General features: G+C 63.5%; 25 protein-coding genes and 1 tRNA gene. 16 read left to right on the top strand and 10 right to left on the bottom strand.

Annotated elements, in window-relative coordinates:
• Positions 1-134: 134 nt before the first annotated feature.
• Positions 135-722 carry a recombinase family protein gene (locus tag FJ973_RS24800; protein ID WP_140558184.1) on the bottom strand — a complete coding sequence of 196 codons (588 nt, stop codon included), beginning with the start codon at positions 720-722 and terminating at the stop codon, positions 135-137.
• A 567-nt stretch (positions 723-1,289) separates the two neighbouring features.
• Here FJ973_RS24800 and FJ973_RS24795 point away from each other — a divergent pair.
• A complete protein-coding gene (locus FJ973_RS24795; protein ID WP_140558144.1) occupies positions 1,290-1,913 on the top strand; it encodes a DUF5343 domain-containing protein in 624 nt (207 codons plus the stop codon).
• Complete coding sequence (locus tag FJ973_RS24790) at positions 1,913-2,431, top strand: hypothetical protein (protein WP_210240114.1); 519 nt, start codon at positions 1,913-1,915, stop codon at positions 2,429-2,431. The genes FJ973_RS24795 and FJ973_RS24790 overlap by 1 nt, the downstream gene beginning before the upstream one ends.
• 24 nt (positions 2,432-2,455) lie before the next feature.
• Here FJ973_RS24790 and FJ973_RS24785 read toward each other — a convergent pair whose 3' ends face one another.
• Positions 2,456-3,952, bottom strand: a complete 1,497-nt coding sequence (locus tag FJ973_RS24785; RefSeq protein WP_140558143.1) for a tyrosine-type recombinase/integrase — start codon at positions 3,950-3,952, stop codon at positions 2,456-2,458.
• Between the two features lie 90 nt (positions 3,953-4,042).
• Positions 4,043-4,127: transfer RNA gene (locus FJ973_RS24780), tRNA-Leu, on the bottom strand.
• Positions 4,128-4,454: 327 nt separating this feature from the next.
• Here FJ973_RS24780 and FJ973_RS24775 point away from each other — a divergent pair.
• Both FJ973_RS24775 and FJ973_RS24770 read left to right on the top strand, forming a co-directional pair.
• Positions 4,455-5,042: a YqaA family protein gene (locus tag FJ973_RS24775; RefSeq protein ID WP_140500881.1), complete on the top strand. Its 588-nt coding sequence runs from the start codon at positions 4,455-4,457 to the stop codon at positions 5,040-5,042.
• Positions 5,043-5,126: 84 nt separating this feature from the next.
• Positions 5,127-5,645: a disulfide bond formation protein B gene (locus FJ973_RS24770; RefSeq protein ID WP_140513858.1), complete on the top strand. Its 519-nt coding sequence runs from the start codon at positions 5,127-5,129 to the stop codon at positions 5,643-5,645.
• A gap of 364 nt (positions 5,646-6,009) precedes the next feature.
• Here the strand turns inward: FJ973_RS24770 and FJ973_RS24760 are convergent, their stop codons facing one another.
• Together FJ973_RS24760 and FJ973_RS24755 are read right to left on the bottom strand one after the other, a co-directional pair.
• Positions 6,010-6,567 (bottom strand): HNH endonuclease, encoded by a 558-nt coding sequence (locus FJ973_RS24760; protein ID WP_023677956.1) that lies wholly within the window; start codon positions 6,565-6,567, stop codon positions 6,010-6,012.
• Positions 6,568-6,697: 130 nt separating this feature from the next.
• Positions 6,698-7,339: a DNA-3-methyladenine glycosylase gene (locus tag FJ973_RS24755; protein ID WP_140513859.1), complete on the bottom strand. Its 642-nt coding sequence runs from the start codon at positions 7,337-7,339 to the stop codon at positions 6,698-6,700.
• A 74-nt stretch (positions 7,340-7,413) separates the two neighbouring features.
• On the opposite strand from FJ973_RS24755, the gene gluQRS reads away from it, so the two are divergent.
• Together gluQRS and FJ973_RS24745 are read left to right on the top strand one after the other, a co-directional pair.
• Positions 7,414-8,283: a tRNA glutamyl-Q(34) synthetase GluQRS gene (gluQRS, locus tag FJ973_RS24750; protein WP_140558141.1), complete on the top strand. Its 870-nt coding sequence runs from the start codon at positions 7,414-7,416 to the stop codon at positions 8,281-8,283.
• A 150-nt stretch (positions 8,284-8,433) separates the two neighbouring features.
• Entirely contained in the window at positions 8,434-9,330 is an 897-nt protein-coding gene (locus FJ973_RS24745) for a DMT family transporter (protein ID WP_140558139.1), read from the top strand.
• A 97-nt stretch (positions 9,331-9,427) separates the two neighbouring features.
• Here the strand turns inward: FJ973_RS24745 and FJ973_RS24740 are convergent, their stop codons facing one another.
• On the bottom strand, positions 9,428-10,279 hold the full coding sequence (locus tag FJ973_RS24740) for a YihY/virulence factor BrkB family protein (RefSeq protein WP_140500876.1): 852 nt from the start codon (positions 10,277-10,279) through the stop codon (positions 9,428-9,430).
• Between the two features lie 58 nt (positions 10,280-10,337).
• On the opposite strand from FJ973_RS24740, the gene FJ973_RS24735 reads away from it, so the two are divergent.
• The 7 genes from FJ973_RS24735 to FJ973_RS24705 all read left to right on the top strand — a co-directional run bounded on the left by FJ973_RS24735 (position 10,338) and on the right by FJ973_RS24705 (position 15,748).
• Positions 10,338-11,204, top strand: a complete 867-nt coding sequence (locus FJ973_RS24735; RefSeq protein ID WP_140558138.1) for an SDR family oxidoreductase — start codon at positions 10,338-10,340, stop codon at positions 11,202-11,204.
• 25 nt (positions 11,205-11,229) lie between these two features.
• Positions 11,230-11,421, top strand: coding sequence for a twin transmembrane helix small protein (locus tag FJ973_RS24730; RefSeq protein ID WP_140500874.1), 192 nt, complete (start codon positions 11,230-11,232; stop codon positions 11,419-11,421).
• Positions 11,422-11,446: 25 nt separating this feature from the next.
• A complete protein-coding gene (locus FJ973_RS24725) occupies positions 11,447-12,028 on the top strand; it encodes a cob(I)yrinic acid a,c-diamide adenosyltransferase (RefSeq protein WP_140500873.1) in 582 nt (193 codons plus the stop codon).
• A gap of 31 nt (positions 12,029-12,059) precedes the next feature.
• Positions 12,060-12,860: a rhomboid family intramembrane serine protease gene (locus FJ973_RS24720; RefSeq protein ID WP_140500872.1), complete on the top strand. Its 801-nt coding sequence runs from the start codon at positions 12,060-12,062 to the stop codon at positions 12,858-12,860.
• Between the two features lie 190 nt (positions 12,861-13,050).
• A complete protein-coding gene (locus FJ973_RS24715; RefSeq protein ID WP_140525441.1) occupies positions 13,051-13,800 on the top strand; it encodes an electron transfer flavoprotein subunit beta/FixA family protein in 750 nt (249 codons plus the stop codon).
• A 20-nt stretch (positions 13,801-13,820) separates the two neighbouring features.
• The gene (locus FJ973_RS24710) at positions 13,821-14,750 is read left to right on the top strand and encodes an electron transfer flavoprotein subunit alpha/FixB family protein (protein WP_140558136.1); all 930 of its coding nucleotides are present in this window, start codon (positions 13,821-13,823) and stop codon (positions 14,748-14,750) included.
• 119 nt (positions 14,751-14,869) lie between these two features.
• Positions 14,870-15,748 carry a 3-hydroxybutyryl-CoA dehydrogenase gene (locus FJ973_RS24705; protein WP_140500869.1) on the top strand — a complete coding sequence of 293 codons (879 nt, stop codon included), beginning with the start codon at positions 14,870-14,872 and terminating at the stop codon, positions 15,746-15,748.
• Positions 15,749-15,782: 34 nt separating this feature from the next.
• Here FJ973_RS24705 and FJ973_RS24700 read toward each other — a convergent pair whose 3' ends face one another.
• The 4 genes from FJ973_RS24700 to FJ973_RS31645 form a co-directional block, all read right to left on the bottom strand.
• On the bottom strand, positions 15,783-17,678 hold the full coding sequence (locus FJ973_RS24700; RefSeq protein WP_224655978.1) for a PAS domain S-box protein: 1,896 nt from the start codon (positions 17,676-17,678) through the stop codon (positions 15,783-15,785).
• Positions 17,679-17,916: 238 nt separating this feature from the next.
• The gene (locus tag FJ973_RS24695; protein ID WP_140500813.1) at positions 17,917-18,555 is read right to left on the bottom strand and encodes an NrsF family protein; all 639 of its coding nucleotides are present in this window, start codon (positions 18,553-18,555) and stop codon (positions 17,917-17,919) included.
• Position 18,556: 1 nt separating this feature from the next.
• Complete coding sequence (locus FJ973_RS24690; RefSeq protein ID WP_140500812.1) at positions 18,557-19,108, bottom strand: sigma-70 family RNA polymerase sigma factor; 552 nt, start codon at positions 19,106-19,108, stop codon at positions 18,557-18,559.
• Positions 19,109-19,272: 164 nt separating this feature from the next.
• Positions 19,273-19,407 (bottom strand): hypothetical protein, encoded by a 135-nt coding sequence (locus FJ973_RS31645; RefSeq protein ID WP_281407026.1) that lies wholly within the window; start codon positions 19,405-19,407, stop codon positions 19,273-19,275.
• Between FJ973_RS31645 and FJ973_RS24685 the strand changes: the two genes are divergently transcribed.
• The 3 genes from FJ973_RS24685 to FJ973_RS24675 all read left to right on the top strand — a co-directional run bounded on the left by FJ973_RS24685 (position 19,406) and on the right by FJ973_RS24675 (position 23,241).
• Positions 19,406-20,413 carry an iron ABC transporter substrate-binding protein gene (locus FJ973_RS24685; RefSeq protein WP_140558135.1) on the top strand — a complete coding sequence of 336 codons (1,008 nt, stop codon included), beginning with the start codon at positions 19,406-19,408 and terminating at the stop codon, positions 20,411-20,413. The genes FJ973_RS31645 and FJ973_RS24685 overlap by 2 nt on opposite strands.
• Before the next feature lie 168 nt (positions 20,414-20,581).
• Entirely contained in the window at positions 20,582-22,162 is a 1,581-nt protein-coding gene (locus FJ973_RS24680) for an iron ABC transporter permease (protein ID WP_181165391.1), read from the top strand.
• Positions 22,159-23,241: an ABC transporter ATP-binding protein gene (locus FJ973_RS24675; protein WP_140558133.1), complete on the top strand. Its 1,083-nt coding sequence runs from the start codon at positions 22,159-22,161 to the stop codon at positions 23,239-23,241. The genes FJ973_RS24680 and FJ973_RS24675 overlap by 4 nt, the downstream gene beginning before the upstream one ends.
• Positions 23,242-23,248 lie beyond the last annotated feature (7 nt).

The raw sequence follows: 23,248 nt of genomic DNA, 5'->3' as shown, positions 1-23,248 counted from the left end.
GGCCGTTGCGTAGAGCTAGTGGGCAACCTATTCGCCCCAGTAGTGCTATTGGGTGGGGCTATCGCCCTGCGTAGGTGCCAGTGGGGGTCCTATTCGCCTTCGTAGGTGCCAGTGGTCACCTTATTCAGCGGTCTCTAATGTAGTGGAAGGGGTAATGGCATTCCCGCCGCTGTGAGGACCTTCTGCACCGCTGAGGGTGAACACCCGGCCTCCTTAGCAATCTGCCTCACAGACCGTCCCTCTGCCTTCAGGGCCTTGATCAGCTCATGGTCGAGCGTAACGGGCCTGCCGGTCTTCCACGGCTCACCCTTGGCCTCGGCTTGAGCCTTCGCCTTGGCGATGCCTTCCATCTGCCGCTCTTTGCGAAGCGCCGTCTCAAACTCGGCAATGCTGGCGAGGATGCCAAACACCAGCTTCCCCGTCCGCGTGGTCGTATCGAGCGAGGCGTCGTCCAGCACCCTGAACCCAACGCCCTTCTTGTCGAGCGTCTTGACGATTTGGTGAAGGTGCGCCGCTGATCTCGCCAGACGGTCCACCTTGGTCACCACGAACACGTCACCCTCGCGGGCGAACTCCAGCGCCTTCTCAAGCTCGGGTCGCGTCTCGTCCAATCCCGACCGCTTCTCGCTAAAGACCTTCTCGGCTCCGGCAGCCGTCAGCTTCTCAAGCTGGGTGTCGAGGTCTTGGCCAGTGGTCGAGACGCGAGCGTAGCCGATGATCACGGTGTTCACTATCCTCTTAGGCAGTTGGTGAACGATACTTAGTAGACGATTAGTGCACATGTCAAGCGGCATGTTCACGAACGTATAGGTTTGTGTACGGCACGTTCTAAGTCGTGGCAGCCGCGCGGAGCTAGAGACCGATCAGGGGCGATGGAAGGGCACCTTTAGAGCGAGACCTAGGCGGACATGATGCCGGCGCGCAGTGTCGTCCCTCACGATCATGCGAGCTTCGGTAAGAGCGGCGCGCGCTCGAACCATGTTCACGCGGGTTTCCCTAAGGGTGCCGCGAAGTACGCCAGCTAGGACAGTGTGGAGGCATGGGTCATCAATCATGGATCACCCTACACGGTTTGTCAGACAAACGTGGAGAATGTGTGGGGTTGGTGCGCCATGACGTGGCGCGTGGTGAGTGAAGAGGGGTACGGGGGGTCGGCGCGCGTGCCAGTTATCCGATCACCCGCTCACATTTTTGTTCCAAACATTCCCAGGGGATTGTGATCATCCCTGCTTGCAGTCTTCTGTGTTAACAAAGACAACTGTGCAAAACAGGATGGGACGGAGGGATGAATGGTTGACATTGTTTACACGACAGTACCGGGAAAAATCAAAACCCTTCTGATGAAAATCAGAGGAACAGGCATTCCATCAAAGGTTACTGTAAACTGGCTGAAGGGAATTGGGTTCACTTCCAGCAATGATGGAACGCTGGTCCCCGTCTTACGCGTAGCCGGTATGATCGACGGCCAAAGCGTCCCTACTCCCAGATGGTCCGAGTACCGAACATCTAAGCATCGCGCCGTCTTGGGCGAAGGAATTAAGTCGGGCTATTCCGAACTATTTGCCGTCTACCCGGATGCCAACAAAAGAAGCAATGCGGAACTGGAAAATGTCTTCGCCTCGCGTTCGTCGGTGGGAAAGCAGGCAATCTCCAAGACCGTAAGCACGTTCAAAACGCTCGTTGAGGAGGCCGATTTTGACGACGCGGCTGAGCCTCAAGACCCCCCCGGCCATGATACACCGGCAAAGCGCCAGCCTGCTTCTGCCGCCCCGGCGCAACCTCAGCGGCCCAACCCGGCTTCACCCTCCCTTCACATCGACATTCAGGTCCACATCTCATCCGATGCCTCCCTCGAACAGATCGACAAGGTCTTTTCGAGTATGGCGAAGCACCTATACGGAACTAGCTCTTAATGGCTGCCGACGTCACCAATTCGATCCGGCTTGCGAAGGGCATTAAAACCGAGATTGACGCTGTTTTGGGACCGCCCGAGACCGGGCTCCCGTCAGAACGCCAGCTTGTCGTGCCGATGTCACTTGTCAGGGGCACTCGGGGCTACATCGAGAAGGTGGCGAACCAGATCAACGGCACTTACGAGCATGGTTGGTACGACGCGAGCGCGGTAATGATTAGGCGGCTAATTGAGACCCTGATTATCGAAGCGTTCGAGGCACACCAAATCGCTGATCGGATCAAGGGACCATCCGGGGATTTCCTGTTTCTTCGTGACATGATCGAGCAGACGTTGAAGGAGCAGACGTGGAACCTCGGACGAAACTGCAAAGCAGCACTGCCGCGTCTCAAGGACGTCGGTGACAAGTCCGCTCATAGTCGCAGGTTCATCGCTCAGGCTTCGGACGTGCAACAGTTGCTGCCTGAAATTCGAGTTGTGGTGCAAGAGCTTCTATTCCTTGCCGCGCTCTCGAAATAGCGCTCCTCGCGGGCATCCAAAGCGTCAGCCTTCTTTGAGCTCTGAGGCGGGCGGCGTGATGGCTTCAAAGGCTTTCCTGACCGCCCTCGTAGCAACCTCAAGCCGCGCCTCGGGGCCACCATAACGTTTCCCCTCCCCGCCCAGCGTGTGACCAAGAACAAGGTTCCGGTCTGCTTCCTCGACCCCAGCCGTCTTGAGCTTGTCGGCCATGTTGTGGCGCAACGAATGCACCCTCGCCAGCCTGTCGTGCGTGATCTCTCTAACGTGCTTCATGAGCGCCGCCGAAGCAGCCGTGTTGCCACCCTCCACGCCATAGCGCGGGAACAGCATGTCGCTATCACGTACCAGCTTGAGCGCAGCCCGTGCCGCGTCGAGCGCGTCACCCACAAGCGGCACCCTCCGGATTGATGCCACAGTCTTGAGCCCACGCCGATCATGCGGCTTGACGTCGAGATAGCGCATGTCGCCATCCGACACGACGTCAACAACCCGCAGTCCGGTCACCTCAGCAAGGCGGCACCCGGTGCCCTCCAACATCCGCCAGATAAGGATAAGGTCGGGTTGTCTGGATAATCGCTCAATCCTGTCACGGATTGCCGTCGCTTCCTCGACCGTCAGTGGCCTGCCCTCCTCCTCTACCGTGGGTCCGCCCCAGCGTCCGCCCGCAAGGATAGGCAGCCCCGTGAAATGGTTCTTGAGCCCGTGAAGATCGGGAAACTCGGCAATGGCGTGGTTGATGATTGAACGAATGTCGTTGAGATAGCGATCCACGGTCGCGGCTGAGACCTTGCCTTTAAGATAGGTTTGCACCTTGCGGGCCTCTTCCCGCGTGATGCTTGTCACCGTGGCAATCCGGCCCAGCGCCTCGACGATGGCGTCCGCCGCCCTGTCGGCGCGCTGCTCATCCTTCTTCCGCTCTAATTCGCCCGGCTGCCTCAGCGCAAAACGGTTCTCTAGGTAACGCTTCTTGGCGTCCATGATGGTCACTGGAGGGGCCTTGGGGTCTGTCGTCATCAGCACCCGCAGCAATGCCGCGTCAGCCTTCGTCACCCCTACCGGCTCGTCTGGCTCATCAACGCCGGTCGCATAGGCTCCGCCCGCTGCCCGGTAACCGGGGCGATACTTCTCAGCGATGCCGTCAGCAATCAGGTGCCGCGCCTCGTCGTCGCCCTCCTCGCTGTCGTCGTTTTCATGACGATACGGGTTGATGCCGAGGTCCCGTGCCCGATCAATCGCGTCGTTGAATAGCTCTCGCGCCGTCTTCACCGGCTGGGCCTTGGGGGGCTTGGCCTTGCCGTTCACCACATCCCACGCTTCGGCCAGCGCCTTCTCAACTTCCTTGTCGACCTTTCCGTAAGCCTTCGTGGCGGCGACAAGCGTCTTGCCCAGCGGCACGACCAACTCGCCCTTGCCGAGATGCTCCTTGAGCGCCCCAGGCACCGGGCGGCGGTATCGGTATGAGAGCGTCCCGCGCTTCTTGCCCTGTCGCTCCTGCAGATACTTCATCGTCACGTTGACCATAACCGTCCCTCTTTCGGTACCAAATGTTGTACCTCAGGGGACTTCTAAGCCCTTGATGCTGTTGAATTTCCTGGCCCGAAGAAGGTCCAGTGGTGCCCCTAGCCGGGATCGAACCAGCACTCCTTGCGGAACTCGATTTTGAGTCGAGCGCGTCTACCAATTCCGCCATAGGGGCTCAGGCCGGGCGGCCTGGATGGCGCGGACTATACGGTTGGAGGCCTGTTCGTCAACTGGCCTGTTGCCGATAGCCTGCGGAGCCGCGACCAAACCGCCCCTTTCGGTTTCCTGCGGGCACTGCCATTGTGCGGCGCGGAAAATCTTTCTAGACAGACGTCGTGTCGAAGCGCCTGGCGTCCGGAAGAAGGAACGCGGCGCGCTTCGGGTCTTGGTTTCACGCATGCACCTGTTTCATCCATGCCCCTGGTTTTCTGCCTGCTCTTATGCCGGCCACGCCGTGCATGTGGGCGCCGTGCGGTAGGCATTTACGACATTAGGAGAGCCGATGCTTCGCGGACTGTACGACTGGACCTTGTCGCTGGCGGCGCGCAAATCCGCCGAATGGTGGCTGGCCTTCATCGCCTTCGTCGAGAGTTCCGTGTTCCTGGTGCCGGCCGACGTGCTCTATCTGCCGATGGCACTGTCGCGGCCTGATCGCGCCTATCGCTATGCGCTGATCGCCACCGTCGCCTCCGTGCTGGGCGGCATCGCCGGCTGGTTCATCGGCCACTACGCCTACGACGCGCTGGCGCGGCCCATCCTCGAATTCTACGGCAAGTATGACGAGTTCGAGGCGCTGCGCGTCTCTTCGGGCATCGGCTTCATCATCTTGATGCTGATCACCTCGGGCGCCGCCCATCTGCCGCCGATCAAGGTGGTGACGATCCTTTCGGGGGTCATCGGCGTCAATCTTTTGCTGTTCATCGCGCTGGCAATCGTGGCGCGCGGCGGGCGCTTCCTGCTTCTGGCCTGGCTGCTGCGCCGCTATGGCGAGCCGATCCGCGAGTTCATCGAAAAGCGCCTCGGCCTGATCGCGGGTGCGGCGGCAGCCGCCCTGATTTTGCTCTATATCCTGGTCAAATACGCCTTCTGATTCATGTCGCCCAAACCGCGCGGCGGCGTGGCGACATGGACCACAAGACCGGGCGAGCGGCGAACACAACGGACGAAAGACCCCATGACTGCGACCATGACTGCCAACACCGGACGCCAGCGGACCATGACGGCCCTGTTCCTTGCCGTAGCCATGGCCGCCACTGTCGGCTCCGCGCTCGCCTTCCAGTACATTGGCGGCTACATCCCTTGCCATCTCTGCCTGGAACAGCGCACGCCCTACTATATCGGCGTGCCGCTGATGCTGCTGGCGCTGCTTGCATCGGCGCTGCACGCGCCGGCATGGGTGGTGCGCGGCTTGCTGGCCATCGGCGGCCTGCTGATGCTCTATGGGCTGTATCTCGGCATCTATCACGCCGGCGTGGAGTGGGCCTGGTGGCAGGGCCCGGCCGATTGCACCGCGGGCGGAGGCCCGGTCGACACCGGCGGCAAAGGCGTGCTCGACGCGCTCGACAAATTCGTGCCCCCCTCCTGCGACAAGGCCGCGCTTCGCATCCTCGGCCTGTCGCTCGCCGGCTGGAACGCCATCGCCAGCCTTGTCCTCGCGGCCGTGGCCTTCCGCAGCGCTCTTTCGCGCGACTGAGTCCGTTCAACCGAACGGCACGACAAGAGTTCGAGCAGAAATCCGGCGGGCCGAGTCGGATAGCGCGGCTCTCGACGTCCGAGCCAGGTCGACCCCCACTCCGTCTCGGCTTCGCCGAGCCACCTCTCCCCCGATCGACGGGGGAGAGGAATGGCGCGAACCTATTGCCTCAGGCTCCTTTCCTCTCCCTCCGGAGGGGGGAGAGGTGGCGCTGCGAAGCAGCGACGGAGTGGGGGAAGCCGGTCCTCAAAACGCGAAGCCGCTGATAAGTGAGCGCGGCCGAGCTGGTCCGATATCAGGGTATGTCAGACTATCATGGAGACAATCGCTTCAGACGGCCAGCGTCCCGAATTGTCGGACGCTCTCAGGGTTCGAGTTCGACATCCCAGTACAGATAATCCATCCAGCTTTCATGCAGATGGTTGGGCGGGAACAGACGGCCATTATTGTGCAGGTCGTGCACCGTCGGCTGGTAGGGCTTCTGCAACGGCCACATCTTGGCATGCGCAGGCATCATGCCGCCTTTCCTGAGATTGCAGGGGGAACAGGCGGCCACGACATTCTCCCACGTCGTAGCACCCCCGCGGTGGCGGGGGATGACGTGATCGAAGGTCAGATCGTCGGGCGTGCCGCAATATTGGCACTGGAAGCGGTCACGCAGGAAGACATTGAAGCGTGTGAAGGCGGGATGCCGCGACGGCTTCACATAGGCCTTCAGGCTGACGACGCTCGGCAGCTTCATCGAGAAGGTCGGCGAGGACACCGCGTGCTCGTATTCGGCGACGATGTTCACCCGTTCGAGGAACACCGCCTTGATGGCGTCCTGCCACGACCAGAGCGACAGGGGGTAATAGCTGAGCGGACGGTAATCCGCATTCAGCACCAGCGCTGGAAGCCCATCCGGAGATACGGCAACCGTCACGTCGTTGGCCTCCTTGGTTCTCTAACCTGAATGGCGCGGATACTGTAAGCCCGACATGACAGGGATGTGAAGCGGATTGTCACGCGTCCGAAGGCACAAAAAAACGAGATTTTGATGCTTTTTCGCGCTTTCAGGCCGGGGGTGCGGCATCCCTGCCCTTCAATTCGCGATAATAGGACCAGAAAAGCCGCGATGCGACACCTCTCCATGGGCTCCATGATTCGGCGAGTTGGATCAGTGTTTTCTCCTGCGGACGCGGGTCGATGCCGAGCGCATGGCCGACGGCGGTCTGGAGCGCGACATCGCGCGCCGGGAAGATGTCGGGATGGCCTGCGGCGAACAGCAGATACACCTGCGCCGTCCACGGACCGATACCGGGCACGGCCGTCATGGTCGTGATTGCCTCGCCGGCGTCAAGCGAACACAAATGATGAAGATCGAGGCCGTCCGCCACCGCCTGGGCGGCGGCGAGGAGGCCGCGTTGCTTGGGTCGCGACAGGCCCGCCTCGCGAAACATGTCCTCGCCGGCGGCAAGGATCGCCAGCGGCGTCAACGGGTCGACCAGTTTCGTCAGCCGGCCGAAGATCGCATCGGCGCTGGCGCGCGACACCTGCTGCGAGACGATAATCGAGGCAAGGCTCGAGAATCCCGGTTGGGACAGCCGTAGCGGCACCTCGCCCGCCATGCCGCGGATCTTTTCCAGCCTTGGGTCGATCGCGCAAAGCGCGTCGAGTCCCCGGGCGATGTCGTCCAATGTGGCGATACGTTGCATGCTTTCTTGTTCCTGAACCGGCCGCACGGTAGCAATTGGCAAAACCGCCGCACAACCCGATTGCCGCTCAAGAGATGACACTCCTGACATTCCGTTTCGCGCCCAGTCCCAATGGCGAACTGCATCTCGGCCATGCCTTTTCGGCGCTGCTCAACCAGAAACTGGCGCGAGCGGTCGGCGGCCGCCTGCTGCTGCGCATCGAGGATATCGACACCACGCGCTGCTCGCCGGAATTCGAGGCGGGCATTTTTACCGATCTGAGATGGCTCGGTCTTGCCTGGGAACAGCCTGTACGACGGCAATCCGAGCACTTCGCCTGTTATGAGACGGTGCTTGACCGGCTGATCCGGGAGGACCTTGTCTATCCCGCCTTCATGAGCAGAAGCGAGATCCGGGCTTTCATCACCGAGAGCGAAAAGCGCGACTGGCCGCGCGATCCCGACGGCGTGCCGGTCTATCCCGCCGTCGACAAGGCTCTGCCGGCGAAGGAACGCCGGCGCCGCATTGCCGAGGGCGCTCCCTTCGCCTGGCGGCTGGATGTCGATGCGGCGATGGCACGCGTCGGCAAGGATTTGTCATGGAACGAATTTTCAGACGAATCGCTTTCCGCGACGCGCGTCGTCGAGGCCCGCCCGCGCGATTGGGGCGACGTGATCGTGGCGCGCCGCGAAATCCCGACCAGCTATCATCTCGCCGTCGTCGTCGACGATGCGCTGCAGGGCGTCAGCCATGTCGTGCGCGGCCAGGATCTTTATTCCGCCACCGGGGTACAGCGGCTGCTTCAGGAACTGCTTGGCCTGCCGCAGCCAGCCTATTTCCATCACCGGCTGATCCTGGGACCCGACGGGCGCAAGCTGTCGAAAAGCCTGAAGGACACCGGCCTTGCCGTCTTGCGCGAAGCGGGCGTGTCGGCTCACGATGTCAGGCGGATGGTCGGTCTCTGACGCAGGCGAAGGCCGAAGAGACAGCTTGCAGAAAAGGCGGCTGGTTGAATTCCGGTGATGCATGGATCAATCGTTTCGTTTTGCGCGCCGGCTTGAACCGGACTAGAGCTTCGCCACGGCTCAATTCTCATCAAGCGCGGTCCCCGGAAAATGCACAGCGTCAAGCGGCTCATCCCCGCCACTTTCGTCGTCCTGTGGGCGACCGGCTTCATCGGCGCCCGCTATGCCATGCCGTGGGCCGAACCGTTTACGTTCCTGGCTGCGCGCTTCGTCCTGGCGACGGCGTTGTTCGCCGGCCTGGTGGTCGTGCTTGGCTCCAAGAGAGCCTCCCGCGAAGAGGCATTGCACGCCACCGGGGCCGGCATTCTGATGCATGGCGTCTATCTCGGCGCGGTCTTCTGGGCTATCCACAGGGGCATGCCCGCCGGGCTGTCGGCGCTGATTGTCGGCCTGCAGCCGCTGATCACGGCGGTGCTCGCCGGCAAGTTTCTCGGCGAGGCGATCCTGCCGCGCCATTGGGCCGGCCTCGCGGTCGGCCTGGCCGGCGTCGTCATCGTGCTCTGGCCAAAGCTCGGCGCGCTCGGCGGCGGCGTGACGTCAGCCACGTTGACGGCTTCGCTCGTCTCGGTGCTCGGCATGAGCGCTGGCACGATATGGCAGAAGCGTTTTGCTTCCGGCGGCGACCTCGTCGCCGCGACCATGTGGCAATATGTCGGCGGCGCTTCGGTGATGATCCTGGCTTCACTGGCCTTCGAGACCCACACGGTCGTCATCAACGGCGAATTGATCTTCGCCATGGCCTGGCTGGTGCTGGTGCTGTCGATCGGCGCCATCTTCCTTCTGATGGTGATGATCCGCGACGGCGAGATGTCGAAGGTCGCTTCGCTGTTCTATCTGGTGCCGGCGGTGACGGCCGTCATCGCCTGGGCCTTGTTCGACGAGCAGCTCAACGCGCTTCAGATTGCCGGCATGGCGATCACGACCTTCGGTGTCGGTCTGGCAACGGCGCGGCAGACCAAGGGAAGAATTGTAGAAATGAGGAATTGAGGAATTGAGGAATTGAGGAAAATGGTGCCATCTGGCGCTGGGGGTTTCTTCTTCAATTCTCCAATTCTCCAATTCTCCAGTTCTTCAATTCAGCCGGTCATCCCACCCGCGCGCGTGCCTCGAGATAGCGGCTGATTGCTGCGTTGAGTTCGCCGCCGAGAATGAAGATCGCGGACACGATGTAGAGAAAGACCACCGCGATCATGATCGAGGCAAGCCCGGCATAGGTCGTCACATAGGACGAGAAATGGTCGAGATAGGTGGCGAAAATGGTCGAGCCGATCAGCCATGCGGCGAGCGTGAAGACGATGCCGGGGATCAGCGAGACGAAACGGCGCTTGCCGGCCGGCAGCCAGTAATGCACTGAAAACAGACCGCCGACGATGACGGTCGAGGCGATGACGTAGCGCCACAGCGTGATGGTGCCCGTATAGGGTTTTATCCACTCGAAATGCGCCTCGGCCAGCCGCGCCAGCAATGGCGCGAAGACCAGGAGCACGCTGATCGCCAGGAAGCCTGCCGTGGCGATCAGCACGAAGAAGATGCTCTGCACGCGGCGATAGATGATGCCGCGCGTCTCGGTGACGCGATAGGCCCGGTTGAGCGAGGTGCGCAGCGCCTCGATGCCGTTCGAGGCGAAATAGGCGGCCAGCAGCACGCCGTAGGTGAGCAGATCCGATCGTCGCACGGTGAGCACGTTCAGCACCTCTCGCGCGATCGGTTTGGCGATTTGTTCCGGCCAGGTGTCGAAGACCAGGTGCACGGCCGTGTCGGCGAAGGCTTGCGCGCCGAGGAAGCTCGCCAGCGTGGTGGCGAAGATCAGGAACGGAAACAGCGCCATCAGCGAGGTGATTGCCAGATGGCTGGCCATCGCCCAGCCGTCATCGGTGTTGAAATGACCGATCGCGTCGTAGAGCACGCGGCGCAGGGCGACGATATTCCGCAACAAGAACCGCGCTCCCCTTCGATTGTCTCGACGCCGCGAATATGGGAAGGGAATGCGGCAAATGGCAACCCTTGGTCATAAGGCGAATCCGTCGGCACGCGCGTTGCGCGTCATCATCGTCACCGGCGCGTCGTCCGGCATAGGCGCTTATTGCGCGCGGGCGCTCAAGGCGGAAGGCTGGCGGGTGTTCGCCACGGCGCGCAAGCCCGAAGACATCGCGGCCCTGGAAAAGGAGGGCATCGAGGCGTTCTATCTGGACTATCGCGAACCTGCCTCCATCGAAGCGCTTGCGGCTTCAGTGCTGGAGCGGACCGGCGGCAGGATCGATGCTCTGTTCAACAATGGCGCCTATGCGCAAGCGGGCGCGGTCGAGGATCTGCCGGTGGCCGCCTTGCGCGAGCAGTTCGAGGCCAATTTCTTCGGCTGGCACGACCTGACCCGCCGGCTCGTGCCTGTGATGCGCCGCCAGGGCGGTGGCCGGATCGTTCATTGCTCGTCGATCCTTGGCCTGGTGCCGGTACGTTTTCGCGGCGCCTATTCGGCATCCAAACACGCTTTGGAGGCGCTGATGCTCTGTCAACGCCAGGAATTGGCCGGCAGCGGCGTGCATGTCTCGCTGATCGAGCCGGGGCCGGTGAAATCGAAGATCGCCAGCAATGGCCTCGCCTGGTTTCTCAGGAATATCGACCATGAGAATTCCGTGCACCGCGCGGACTATGAGGCGCAGTTGGAACGGATGCGCACCGGCGGCAGCCAATCGGCGCTGAAGCCCGGGCCGGAAGTGGTCCACAAGGCGCTTCGCCATGCACTTCTGTCGCGGCGCCCGCGCCCGCACTATGTGGTAACAGTGCCGGCCAAGGTCGGCGCCACGCTCAAACGCATCCTGCCGGCATCGATGCTTTACCGCCTGCTCGCCAAACGCGCCTGAACAAGAAAAGGACTGGAAACGCAAAATGGCATCCGTCTTCAACATCCTTGCCATCCTGGTCATGGTCGCCGTGGTGATCGTGCTGGTCCGGGGCCTGATCAACATGATGCGCGGCGGTTCCGGCATGACCTCCAACAAGCTGATGCAGACGCGCGTCGTGCTGCAGGCCGTGGCGCTGGCGCTGATCCTGCTGGCCGTGTATTTCACGCGCAAATGAGGATACCGGCCGTTCGGGAGGCGACGTGGTCAAGCTCAACAAGATCTACACCCGCACCGGCGACAACGGCACCACCGGGCTCGGCACGGGTGAGCGGCGGCTGAAGTCCGATCTCAGGGTAGACGCCTACGGCACTGTCGACGAAGCCAACGCCTGCATTGGCATGGCTCGTGTTCACACCGCCCCAAGCCACCCCGCGATTGACGCCATGCTTGCCCGCATCCAGAACGATCTCTTCGACCTCGGCGCCGATCTGGCTGTGCCCGACGACGGCAAGCCGCTCGGCTACGAACCGCTGCGCATCATTGCCGCGCAGACCGAGCGCGTCGAACACGACATCGACCTCCTCAACAACGACCTCCAGCCGCTCAAATCCTTCGTGCTGAACGGCGGCACGCCGGCCGCCGCTGCGCTCCATCTCGCCCGCACGGTGGCGCGGCGGGCCGAGCGGCTGATGGTGGCGCTCGCACAGCATCCTGGTGAGCACGTCAACCGCGACGGGCTGAAATACATCAACCGCGTCTCCGATTTCCTGTTCGTCGCCGCCAGGGCGGTCAATGACAATGGAAATGCCGACGTGTTATGGGTTCCTGGCAAGAACCGCTGAACTATGCCAAGGCGGGAGAGGCCAGGCACCTATGTTCATCCCGCTCTACGACACCAACAGGCTGCGGCACATCAGGCTGCAATATGTGACGATCGCCCTGATCCTGGCCAACGCGCTGGTCTATTGCGCCACCGCGCTCGGGGGCGAGAATTTCACCAATGCCGCCGTGCTCGGCCTCGGCTTCATCCCCTCCGTGGTGCATGACACGGCAGAGCTCGACCCGCGCTTTATCGTCATTCCCGAAAGCCTGAGCTATCTCACCTACTCATTCCTGCATGCCGACATTTTCCACCTTGGCGGCAACATGCTGTTCCTGTGGGTGTTCGGCGACAATGTCGAGGACGCGCTCGGCCATATCCGCTATCTCATCTTCTACCTCCTGTGCGCCATCGCCGGAGCCGCCTTCCAGGGCCTCATCGCGTGGGACTCGCAGGTGCCGCTGATCGGCGCCTCCGGCGCCATCGCCGGCGTGGTCGTCGCCTACCTGATCCTCTATCCCAGGGTGAAGGTCTGGGTGCTGGCCTTTGCCCGCATTCCGCTGCGCATCCCGGCCTTCATCCCGCTCCTCCTGTGGGTGCTGTTCCAGATCGTCATGTTCGCCGCCGGTGGCGAGGACCAGATTTCCTGGGCCTGCCACATAGGCGGCATCATCGCCGGCGCCGTGCTGGTGCTCGTGCTGCGCAGCCGCGGCGTGCCGCTTTTTGCGGGCGCGGACGAAGAGGCCGCACCCGCCGACCAGCCCGCCATCGCCGTAGATCCGGCCGTAAACGAGCCGATTGCCGCGCAGCCCGTGCCACGCTGGGGTCGGGGAAGTGCCCCCGGCCCCGACTGAACCGATTGAGTGAATTGTCCGACGCCGTGGCATATTGACGTGCGGGTTCGCCGCAACTACGGAAGCGTTTCCGCCCGCCTTTGGCGGTTGAAGAGCAGAATTTCCATCCGGAATGTCGGCTTTCGACAACTCTGACAGGGTTCACGCTGGTATAGCGCGCCCCAACTATCTCAAGAGAGGTGACAGGAAAATGAAGATCCTTGTGCCCGTGAAGCGGGTTGTGGATGCGAACGTGAAGGTTCGCGTCAAGGCTGACGGTTCGGCGGTGGAATTGGCCAACGTCAAGATGGCGATGAACCCATTCGACGAGATCGCGGTGGAAGAGGCGATCCGGCTCAAGGAAGCCGGCAAGGCCGAAGAGATCATCGTCGTGTCGATCGGCCCGCAGCAGGCGCAGGAGACGCTTCGCACCGCGCTCGCGATGGGCGCCGACCGCGCCATCCTGGTCAAGACCGACGAGCAGACAGAGCCACTGGGCGTCGCCAAGGTGCTGAAGGGCGTGGTCGAGGCCGAGCAGCCCGGCCTTGTCATCCTCGGCAAGCAGGCGATCGACGATGATTCCAACCAGACCGGCCAGATGCTCGCAGCCCTTCTCGGCTGGGCGCAGGGCACGTTTGCTTCCAAGGTGGTGCTGGAGGGCGACAAGGCCAGGGTGACGCGCGAGGTCGACGGCGGCTTGCAGACGGTTGAGCTGAAGATGCCCGCGATCGTCACTGCCGACCTTCGCCTCAACCAGCCGCGCTATGCATCGCTGCCCAACATCATGAAGGCCAAGAAGAAGCCGCTCGACGAGAAGAGCCCGGCCGACTACGGCGCCGACGTCAAGCCGCGGCTGAAGGTCATCAAGACCGAAGAGCCGGGCGGCCGCAAGGCGGGCGTCAAGGTCAAGAGCGTCGCCGAGCTCATCGACAAGCTGAAGAACGAAGCCGGCGTGCTCTGAGATCGGAAGGAACAGATAAAATGACCATTCTCCTCATCGCCGAACACGACAACGCTACCCTTTCCGACCAGACCGCCAAGGCGCTGTCGGCCGCGCTGCAGATCGGCTCGGACGTGCATGTGCTGGTGGCCGGCAAGGGCGCCAAGGGCGCAGCCGACGCCGCCGCCAAGCTGAAGGGCGTGAGCAAGGTGCTGCTCGCCGAAGCCGACGAGCTTGCCGAGCGTCTCGCCGAGCCGACCGCGGCGCTCGTCGTGTCGCTGGCCGGCTCCTATGACACCATCGTCGCGCCGGCAACCTCGTCGGGCAAGAACGTCGCGCCGCGCGTGGCCGCTTTGCTCGACGTGGCGCAGGTCTCCGAGATCATCGAAGTGGTCTCGCCGGACACCTTCAAGCGGCCGATCTATGCCGGCAACGCCATCCAGACGGTACAGTCGACCGATGCCAAGAAGGTCATTACCGTGCGCACCGCCTCCTTCCAGGCGGCGCCCGAGGGCGGTTCGGCCGCTGTCGAAACCGTCAGCGCTGCGGCCAATCCGGGCCTCTCCTCCTTTGTCGAGAACAAGCTGTCGGAGACCGACCGTCCGGAACTGACCTCGGCCAAGATCATCATCTCGGGCGGCCGCGCGCTCGGCTCCTCGGAGAAGTTCCAGGAGGTCATCCTGCCGGTCGCCGACAAACTCGGCGCTGCCGTCGGCGCATCCCGCGCCGCCGTCGATGCCGGTTATGCGCCGAATGACTGGCAGGTCGGCCAGACCGGCAAGGTCGTCGCCCCCGACCTCTACATCGCCGTCGGCATCTCCGGCGCCATCCAGCACCTCGCCGGCATGAAGGATTCGAAGGTCATCGTCGCCATCAACAAGGACGAGGAAGCGCCGATCTTCCAGGTTGCCGACTATGGCCTCGTCGGCGATCTGTTCGTTGTCCTGCCGGAGTTGCAGAAGGCGCTTTGACGCCCTGCCGCAAAGCGTATTAAATTGTGAGGGGTGGGGTAGACGAAGTCGCCCCACCCTTTTAGTTTGCACCGCACAAAAAGCAGGCCGCAAAGGCCTTTTTCGACGGGATCGGTGTAATGAGCAAGATCGAAACGATCGGCATCATCGGCGCGGGCCAGATGGGCGGCGGCATCGCCCATGTCTCCGCGCTTTCGGGCTACAAGGTGCTGATCTACGATATATCGCCCGACCGTATCGAGAAGGGCATCGCCACTGTCAGCGGCAACATGGCCCGCCAGGTGGGGTCCGGCAAGCTCGACGAGAAGCTCCGCAATCAGGCGATGGCGCGCATCGCGGCGGCGCCATCCATGGCCGATCTCGCCGGTGCCGACCTGGTCATCGAGGCGGCGACCGAGGACGAGACGGTCAAGCGCAAGATCTACGCCCAGCTTTGTCCGCAGCTCAATCCCGAGGCCATACTGGCGACCAATACCTCGTCGATCTCGATCACGCGGCTAGCCGCGCAGACTGACCGCCCCGAGCGCTTCATCGGCATCCACTTCATGAATCCGGTTCCCCTGATGAAGCTGGTCGAACTGGTGCGCGGCATCGCCACCGAGGACCAGACCTTCGAGGCGGCGAAGACCTATGTGAAGCAGCTCGACAAGACGATCACGGTCTCGGAGGATTTTCCGGCCTTCATCGTGAACCGCATCCTTTTGCCGATGATCAACGAAGCGATTTACACGCTTTATGAAGGCGTCGGCACGGTCGATGCGATCGACACCGCCATGCGGCTCGGCGCCAACCATCCGATGGGGCCGCTGCAGCTGGCCGATTTCATCGGCCTGGACACCTGCCTGTCAATCATGCAGGTGCTGCATGACGGCCTGTCGGATTCGAAGTACCGCCCCTGCCCGTTGCTGGTCAAATATGTCGAGGCCGGCTGGCTCGGCCGCAAGACCGGCCGCGGCTTCTACGATTATCGCGGCGAGCATCCGGTTCCGACACGCTGACCCGCCAGACTGATCACGGCCTGGCCGCGCGGGTTTACGACGCGGCGGCCAGGGGCGTGGGCGTCTCGATTTCGACCCTGTCGTCCTTCGCATCGGTCTCCGGCGCCATGGACACGCATCCGCGACCGGCAGCCTTGGCCACGTAGCAGGCGGCGTCTGCCCTGGCGATGATCTCGTCGACCGCGCCGCAATCTGCGTTGATAGGAGCCAGTCCGATGCTGGCGCCGATCGAATGAGGACGGCCTTCCCAGGTGAAGTCGAGGCCCTGTATCGCATCGATGATGGATCGCGCCGCGATTCTGGCCCCGGCAGCCGAGCCCGACTTCAGAATGACCGCGAATTCGTCGCCGCCCAGACGCGCGACCATGTCCTGCGGACCAAGCACGCCACGCACGGCCTCGGCAACGCGCTTGAGCAATGCGTCTCCCGCCGCGTGGCCGCCTGTGTCGTTGACCAGTTTGAAATGATCGAGGTCGATGAACATGAACTGATGTCCGATCCCCTCCTTGCGGGCCTGATCGACCAGTTCTTCCATGGCGCGGATGAAACTCGCGCGGTTGGCAAGGCCGGTCAGCGCATCATGCGCGGCGGCGTGGGCAAGCTGGCGCTGCAGCGCCCGCGCATCGGTGAAGTCCTGAAAGACGATGACCAGTCCGCAGAATTCGTTGCGTTCGTTCATGATCGGCGACACGACCTGCCGGATGCTGCAGCGCGTCTCGTCGCGCCGGATGAGGACGGCGCGGCTGTTCTGGTCATCGGCTCCCTGGCCGCCGATCGCAGGCCGCGCCACGCCGATCCTGTGGCCGGTCTCCTCGTCGACCGCCCAATAGACATGGCCGAGCGTCTTGCCGAGGGCATCATTGCAAGAGACACCGGTCAGCTTTTCGGCGACAGGATTCATGAAGGTGACGCGGTTGGCGGCATCGGTGCAGATGACGGCATCGCCGATCGACTGGAGCGTCACTTTGAGGCGCTCCTTTTCGTCGGCCAGCATGGCCGCCGACACGGCGAGGCGCTCCTCCGCCTGCTTGCGCCGGGTGATGTCGGTCAGGCTGCCTATCGCCCTGATCAGCCGCCCCTCTTCGTCGCGCTCGATCGCCTTGCCGCGGTCGAGGAACCAGAGCCAGCGGCCATCCTTGTGGCGCATCCTGAATTCGGCCTCGAAGAACGGCGTGCGGCCTTCGAGATGGGCGCGGTCCGCCTCGGCCACGGCTTCGCGATCGTCGGGATGTATCATCGCCAGCCAGTGATCGGGGTCACCGTCGAGTTCCCCGTCGGCATAACCCAGCATCTTGACCCAGGTCGAGGAATAGTTGGTGCCGCCCCTGCGCTTGTCGAAGTCCCAGACGCCCTGGCCGGCGCCGGCCAACGCAAAGTTCCAGCGCGTTTCGGCCTCGGCGATCCGCGCCTCGGCCTGTTTGCGCGCATCGATGTCCTCTATCTGCGAGACGAGATACAGCGGCCGGCCGCTATTCCCGTCGCGAATGACGGAGCCGGCCAGCCGGGCCCAGACGGGCGTGCCGTCCTTCTTGAGATAGCGCTTCTCGAAATGAAAGGAATCGATCTTGCCGGCCTTCAGGTCTTCCATCGTCTCCCGCCCGATCTCCAGATCGTCGGCATGCGTGAGCTGGAAGAAGGTCAACGCCTCGATCTCGTCGCGGCGGTAGTCGAGCATGGCAGCGAAAGCCGGGTTGGCCTCGAGAATGCGCCCGTCGAGGCCGACGATGGCGACGCCGATGGAGGAATCCTCCATGGCACGGCGGAAGCGCTGCTCGCTCTCGGCGATCTGGCGGCGGTCCTTGCGGATGACGCGCGCGAACATGCAGGCCAGGAGAAGTGCGCCGGCTGCCACACCGACCGACGCCTGTACACATAATTCGAGCGTCTCGGCGCCGGGATCCAGCCGCGACAGCAGGATCGATGCCGTCATCGCCGCTGTCCCGCCCACGAGCAGAGCCAACCCCGCATGTCTGTGCGGCGCCGGCCCGATGATCCTTCGCATTGCCACGATTTGTACCACCCCGTGGGCAATCGCATTTCCCGTGAAAATCCTGACGGATCGATTTTAAGGAAAGGTTGCGTCGGGTATCGGCGATGCCGCCGGCCGGCAAACATTTGCCGGCATGATTAAGGATCGGTATGCGCGGGATGCAGCAGCGGGCGTCGCGCTACCAGCGCACGAAAAACCGGCCGCCGAGCGCGCCGAGCAGCGCCAGCGCGGCGATCGCGATCGTATACCAGGTGGCGACGAAAAGCGGCGAATCATCAAAGCAATGCGCGGCATAGAAGGTTGCCGCCAGCCCGCCGGCGAGCAGGCCCGCGGCCGTGCCGGCCAGCACCGGCCGTGTCGGCGCGCCATAGCGCAGCATCCACAGGAAGATGGCCAGTGGGCCGATGCCGATCAGCGGGATGAGCCCCATGCAGACCATCATGTTGGAACCGACGAGGCGCCTGCCCCAGTCGGCCTCGGGCACGGCGTAAAGCTCCAGCACCACGGCCACTGCCACGAGCACGGGCGCAGCCGCCATCCAGGCCGCCGCCTTGCCTGTCGATGCTCCCGGTGTCGACAATGCCCTGACGAAGGCGAAGGCGCTGGCGGCGAGCACGATGGTGAACAGGAACTTCGAAAGAAAGCGCATCGTATGTGCGGCAGCCATGAAGTCGGGGCGCGGACCGATCGTCATCATGAAAACCGCGCCCGCGATCACGGCGGCCACGCCGGCAGCCAGCCACCAGGCCGAGCGCAGCGGCATCGCCTTGCTGCGGGCGTCGGCATCAAGCGCCTTGATGAGATCCTCGGTCCTCATGTCATTCCCGCCCAAACCGCCCCTGCCCGAACCGCTTGGCAATGGCTGCAAGTCCGCGATGCAAAGAAACCCGCACCGCTGTTTCGCTGATGCCGAACTTGGCTGCCGTGTCGCCGATCGAGCGCCCCTCCACCGACACGGACGAAACCACGGAGCGCTGTGCCGGCGGCAGGCCGTCGAGCGCCCGGCTGATGTCGCGTTCGCTGACGGTTTCCGTTTCCGGCTCGGCGAAGGTTTCGGCGATATCGTCGACATCGATCTCGATGCGCCGTCCGCGCCGCCGGAACGCGTCGATCAACTTGAAGCGCGCGATGGCATAGACCCAGGGCAGCACAGGTGCGTCCTGGCGCCAGGTGTGCCGTTTCACATGAATGGCCAGCAAGGTTTCCTGCACGACATCCTCGGGATCGACCCCGCCTTTGACGATCTTGCGCCTGGCAAAACCGCGAACCAGAGCGGCCGTCCGGTGCAGAAAGTCGGCATAGGCCCTTTCATCTCCCGCGATCGCGGCTCGCATCAGCCGGGAAAGCTCGGCCTCGTCCTTGCCGCTCACAAGAGTTCACTCCCCGATCTTCGCGCCTCGGCGCTGATTTGTTACGTGGCCGGCGAAATAATGTCCAAGGCAAACTACCGGCAAGTCACGAAAGATTGCGGGCGAACGCGAACTTGGGCTCGTCGACGGCGACTGTGTCCTGGACCGTCGGTCGCGCGCGGCCATCACGCGGAATTGTCCGCCTGGCATGGGCCTATGCCGCCAGCGGCCGATTGAAGCAGGCCAAAAATGTTGACTACACCTGTCATGTATCGATAGGTGCTGCGTGCCAGTTCAACGAGATCGAGGACGACGCCCATGAAATACGCTCTTTCCACCCTTGCCGGCGCCGCGGTGGTGGCGGTCAGCCTGATGGCTGGCCAGGCGATGGCTGAGGATACAGGCATCATCGTCTACAATGCCCAGCACGAGAGCCTCGCCAAGGAATGGGCCGACGGCTTCACCAAGGAAACCGGCATCAAGGTCACGCTGCGCAATGGCGGCGACAGCGATTTCTCCAACCAGATCGTTGCGGAGGGCACCGCCTCGCCCGCCGACGTGTTCCTGACCGAGAATTCGCCGGCCATGGTGCTGGTCGAGAATGCCGGCCTGTTCGCGCCGGTCGACGCCGACACACTGGCGCAGGTTCCGCAGGATTATCAGGCAGCGAGCGGCAAATGGGTCGGCGTTGCCGCCCGCAGCACCGTCTTTGCCTACAATACCACCAAGCTCAAGGCCGACCAGTTGCCCAAGTCGCTGCTCGACCTTGCCGATCCGAGCTGGAAAGGCCGCTGGGCCGCCTCGCCGTCGGGCGCCGATTTCCAGGCTATCGTCAGCGCGCTGCTGCAGCTCAAGGGCGAAGCCGCGACAGCGGACTGGCTGAAGGCGATGAAGCAGAATTTCACCGCCTATAAGGGCAACAGCACCGTGATGAAGGCAGTCAACGCGGGCGAGATCGAAGGCGGCGTGATCTATCACTACTACTACTTCGGCGATCAGGCCAAGACCGGCGAAAACAGCAAGAACGTAGCGCTGCATTATTTCAAGAACCAGGATCCGGGCGCCTTCGTCTCGACCTCCGGCGGTGGCGTGCTGGCTTCGAGCAAGCATCCCAAGGAAGCCCAGGCTTTCCTGAAGTGGGTGACCGGCAAGGGCGGCCAGGACGTGCTGAAGAACGGAACGTCCTTCGAATACGCGGTCGGCAAGGGCGCAGAGTCCAATCCGAAGCTGGTGCCGCTGGCCGACCTGCAGGCGCCGAACATCGATGCCGCGACGCTGAACTCCAAGAAAGCCACCGACCTGATGACGGCGGCCGGCTTGCTTTAGTTGCCGTTCGTCCTAATAAGGACACCGGCCGTGCTCCCGCGGGAATTCCGCGGGAGCGTTTTGTTTTTTCGAGATGGCATTCGTCGATGACGACACGCTGTATTCCCGACCATGATCGTGGTCTTTCGATTGCCGCCGCCGGGCGGCAAGGGCGCGAAGTCTGAGCCGATGCAGTTCGCGGCCGACATTGCAAGCCCGGGCCTGCCGCCGAGGACGCGCCGCAGGGCGCGCCGGCGCGCTGCGTCATGGATCGTTGCCGCCGCTATCTTCGTTTCGCTGCTGGCCCTGCTGCCGCTTGCCTTCATCGTCTGGGTCGCCGTGCAGACCGGTTGGGAAACCGTCTCGGCGCTGGTTTTCCGGCCGCGTGTCGGCGAGCTTCTGGCCAACACCGTCCTGCTTGTCGCGCTCGCCGTGCCGATCGCCATCATCCTGTCGGTGGCGCTGGCCTGGCTGACCGAACGCAGCGACCTGCCCGGCGCCCGGCTGTGGGCCTGGCTATGCGTGGCGCCACTCGCCATTCCCGCCTTCGTGCACAGCTATGCCTGGATCACCATGGTGCCCGGGCTGCATGGCTTGTGGGCCGGCGTGCTTGTCTCTGTCATAGCGTATTTCCCGTTCCTTTATCTGCCGGTATCGGCGGCCCTGCGCCGGCTCGATCCGGCGCTCGAAGACGCCGCGGCCGCACTCGGCCTTGGTCCCTGGCGTGTGTTCTGGCGCGTCGTGCTGCCGCAGCTCAGGCTTGCCATCTGTGGCGGCGCATTGCTGGTCGGCCTGCACCTGTTGGCCGAATACGGCCTTTACGTCTTCATCCGCTTCGACACCTTCACCACGGCGATCGTCGACCAGTTCCAATCGACCTTCAACGGGCCGGCCGCGAATATGCTGGCCGGCGTGCTGGTGAGCTGCTGCTTCGTGCTGCTCGGGCTGGAGGTGCTGGTGCGCGGGGAAGAGCGCTATGCCCGCGTCGGTTCGGGCGCCGCGCGCCACCAACAGCGCGCGCCGCTCGGCCGGGCGACCGTGCCTTGCCTGCTGCTGCTTGCCGCCACCACGCTTCTGGCGCTCGGCGTACCGTTCGTCACCATCGGACGCTGGCTTGCCGCCGGCGGCGCCGAGGTCTGGCGGCTCGACGAGATCGGCCTGGCGCTCGGCCAGACGTTGTTCCTGGCGCTCGCCGGCGCGCTGCTCGCCACCGTCGCCGCCATGCCGATGGCCTGGATCTCGATCCGCGCGCCGGGGCCTCTGCAGCGCTTGCTGGAGGGCTGCAACTACATCGTCGGATCGCTGCCCGGGGTCGTGATCGCACTGGCGCTGGTCACCATCACCGTGCGCATCGCCCTGCCGCTCTATCAGACCCTGTTCACCATCCTGGTTGCCTATGCCTTGATGTTCCTGCCCCGCGCCCTGATCAGCCTGCGGGCGTCGATCGCGCAGGCGCCGGTCGAGCTCGAGCGCGCCGCGTCCAGCCTCGGGCGGTCGCCGCTCCATGCATTGTGGTCGACGACGATCCGCCTGTCGGCGCCGGGTGCCGCCGCCGGCATGGCGCTGGTGGCGCTCGGCATCATGAACGAGCTGACCGCGACCCAGATGCTGGCGCCGAACGGCACCCGCACGCTCGCGATGGCATTCTGGTCCTACAGCGGCGAGATCGACTACGCTTCGGCAGCACCTTACGCCTTCATCATGGTGGCGATGTCGCTGCCCCTGACCTGGCTGCTCTATGTCCAGTCAAAACGGATGGCAGGACGATGAGCTTTCTCGAACTCAGGGGCTTGCACAAGCATTACGGCCCGGTCGCGGCGCTTGCCGGCATCGATCTCGACGTCGCCAGCGGCAGCCGCACGGCCATCGTCGGGCCGTCCGGCTGCGGCAAGACCACCTTGCTGCGGCTGATCGCCGGTTTCGAGGCGCCCGACCAGGGCAGCATCGTGCTTGACGGAAAGATGCTGGCCGACAGCGGCGGCGCCGTTCCGGCGCACCGCCGCGGTATCGGCCTGGTTGCACAGGACGGCGCCCTGTTTCCGCACCTGACGATTGGCGACAATATCGGTTTCGGGATGGACCGCCGGCTGGACAAGCGATCCGAGCGCATCGTCGAGCTCGCCTATATAGTGGGGCTGGACAAGGCGATCCTGAAGCGCCGCCCGCACGAACTCTCCGGCGGTCAGCAGCAACGCGTGGCGCTCGCCCGCGCCATGGCGATGAAGCCGCGGCTGATGCTGCTCGACGAACCGTTCTCGGCGCTCGACACCGGCCTGCGCGCCTCCATGCGCAAGGCCGTGGCGGAACTGCTCGAAGCCGCCGGCATCACCACCATCCTGGTGACGCACGATCAGGCCGAGGCGCTGTCCTTCGCCAGCCAGGTCGCTGTGATGCGCGAGGGCCGATTCTCGCAGGTCGGCACGCCGCGCGAACTTTATCTCAAGCCGAAGGACAGGATGATTGCCGAGTTCCTTGGCGACGCCATCATCCTGCCGGCGAAGATAGCGGGTGGTTTCGCCACGTCGCCGCTTGGCCGCATCGCCGTCGATACGTCGGACAGCCGCGATGTCGCCCGCATCATGTTGCGGCCGGAGCAGATCGGACTGAAGCGGACATCGCGCGAGGGCATGTCCGGCACGCCGGACATGCTGTTTGGCGAGGTAACGGAATCCGAATTCGCCGGCTCGACCTGCACGGTCGCGGTGCGGTTGCTCAACAGCCCCGACCCGCCGGACGCCGCCGCCATCGGCAGCACGCCGCTGATCCTGCGCAAGTCCGGCATGGACGCGCCGGCGGTCGGTGAGATCGTCCGGCTCACCGTGTCGGGACAGGCGCATGTATTCGCCTGACCGGCCG

Origin of the sequence: Mesorhizobium sp. B2-1-3 (assembly GCF_006442495.1) — a bacterium.
GTDB lineage: Bacteria > Pseudomonadota > Alphaproteobacteria > Rhizobiales > Rhizobiaceae > Mesorhizobium.
The sequence above is the reverse complement of the archived record's forward strand: the minus strand, read 5'-3'. Positions and strand labels throughout refer to the sequence as shown.

Coding starts and splice junctions, on each gene's coding strand:
- FJ973_RS24715 (WP_140525441.1), top strand. CDS start 13,051: ATGAAGATCCTTGTGCCCGTGAAGCGGGTTGTGGATGCGAACGTGAAG.
- FJ973_RS24685 (WP_140558135.1), top strand. CDS start 19,406: ATGAAATACGCTCTTTCCACCCTTGCCGGCGCCGCGGTGGTGGCGGTC.
- FJ973_RS24700 (WP_224655978.1), bottom strand. CDS start 17,678: ATGACGGCATCGATCCTGCTGTCGCGGCTGGATCCCGGCGCCGAGACG.
- FJ973_RS24745 (WP_140558139.1), top strand. CDS start 8,434: ATGCACAGCGTCAAGCGGCTCATCCCCGCCACTTTCGTCGTCCTGTGG.
- FJ973_RS24775 (WP_140500881.1), top strand. CDS start 4,455: ATGCTTCGCGGACTGTACGACTGGACCTTGTCGCTGGCGGCGCGCAAA.
- FJ973_RS24710 (WP_140558136.1), top strand. CDS start 13,821: ATGACCATTCTCCTCATCGCCGAACACGACAACGCTACCCTTTCCGAC.
- FJ973_RS24785 (WP_140558143.1), bottom strand. CDS start 3,952: ATGGTCAACGTGACGATGAAGTATCTGCAGGAGCGACAGGGCAAGAAG.
- FJ973_RS24695 (WP_140500813.1), bottom strand. CDS start 18,555: ATGAGGACCGAGGATCTCATCAAGGCGCTTGATGCCGACGCCCGCAGC.
- FJ973_RS24675 (WP_140558133.1), top strand. CDS start 22,159: ATGAGCTTTCTCGAACTCAGGGGCTTGCACAAGCATTACGGCCCGGTC.
- FJ973_RS24770 (WP_140513858.1), top strand. CDS start 5,127: ATGACTGCGACCATGACTGCCAACACCGGACGCCAGCGGACCATGACG.
- gluQRS (WP_140558141.1), top strand. CDS start 7,414: ATGACACTCCTGACATTCCGTTTCGCGCCCAGTCCCAATGGCGAACTG.
- FJ973_RS24755 (WP_140513859.1), bottom strand. CDS start 7,339: ATGCAACGTATCGCCACATTGGACGACATCGCCCGGGGACTCGACGCG.
- FJ973_RS24705 (WP_140500869.1), top strand. CDS start 14,870: ATGAGCAAGATCGAAACGATCGGCATCATCGGCGCGGGCCAGATGGGC.
- FJ973_RS24680 (WP_181165391.1), top strand. CDS start 20,582: ATGCAGTTCGCGGCCGACATTGCAAGCCCGGGCCTGCCGCCGAGGACG.
- FJ973_RS31645 (WP_281407026.1), bottom strand. CDS start 19,407: ATGGGCGTCGTCCTCGATCTCGTTGAACTGGCACGCAGCACCTATCGA.
- FJ973_RS24795 (WP_140558144.1), top strand. CDS start 1,290: ATGGTTGACATTGTTTACACGACAGTACCGGGAAAAATCAAAACCCTT.
- FJ973_RS24720 (WP_140500872.1), top strand. CDS start 12,060: ATGTTCATCCCGCTCTACGACACCAACAGGCTGCGGCACATCAGGCTG.
- FJ973_RS24790 (WP_210240114.1), top strand. CDS start 1,913: ATGGCTGCCGACGTCACCAATTCGATCCGGCTTGCGAAGGGCATTAAA.
- FJ973_RS24730 (WP_140500874.1), top strand. CDS start 11,230: ATGGCATCCGTCTTCAACATCCTTGCCATCCTGGTCATGGTCGCCGTG.
- FJ973_RS24735 (WP_140558138.1), top strand. CDS start 10,338: ATGGCAACCCTTGGTCATAAGGCGAATCCGTCGGCACGCGCGTTGCGC.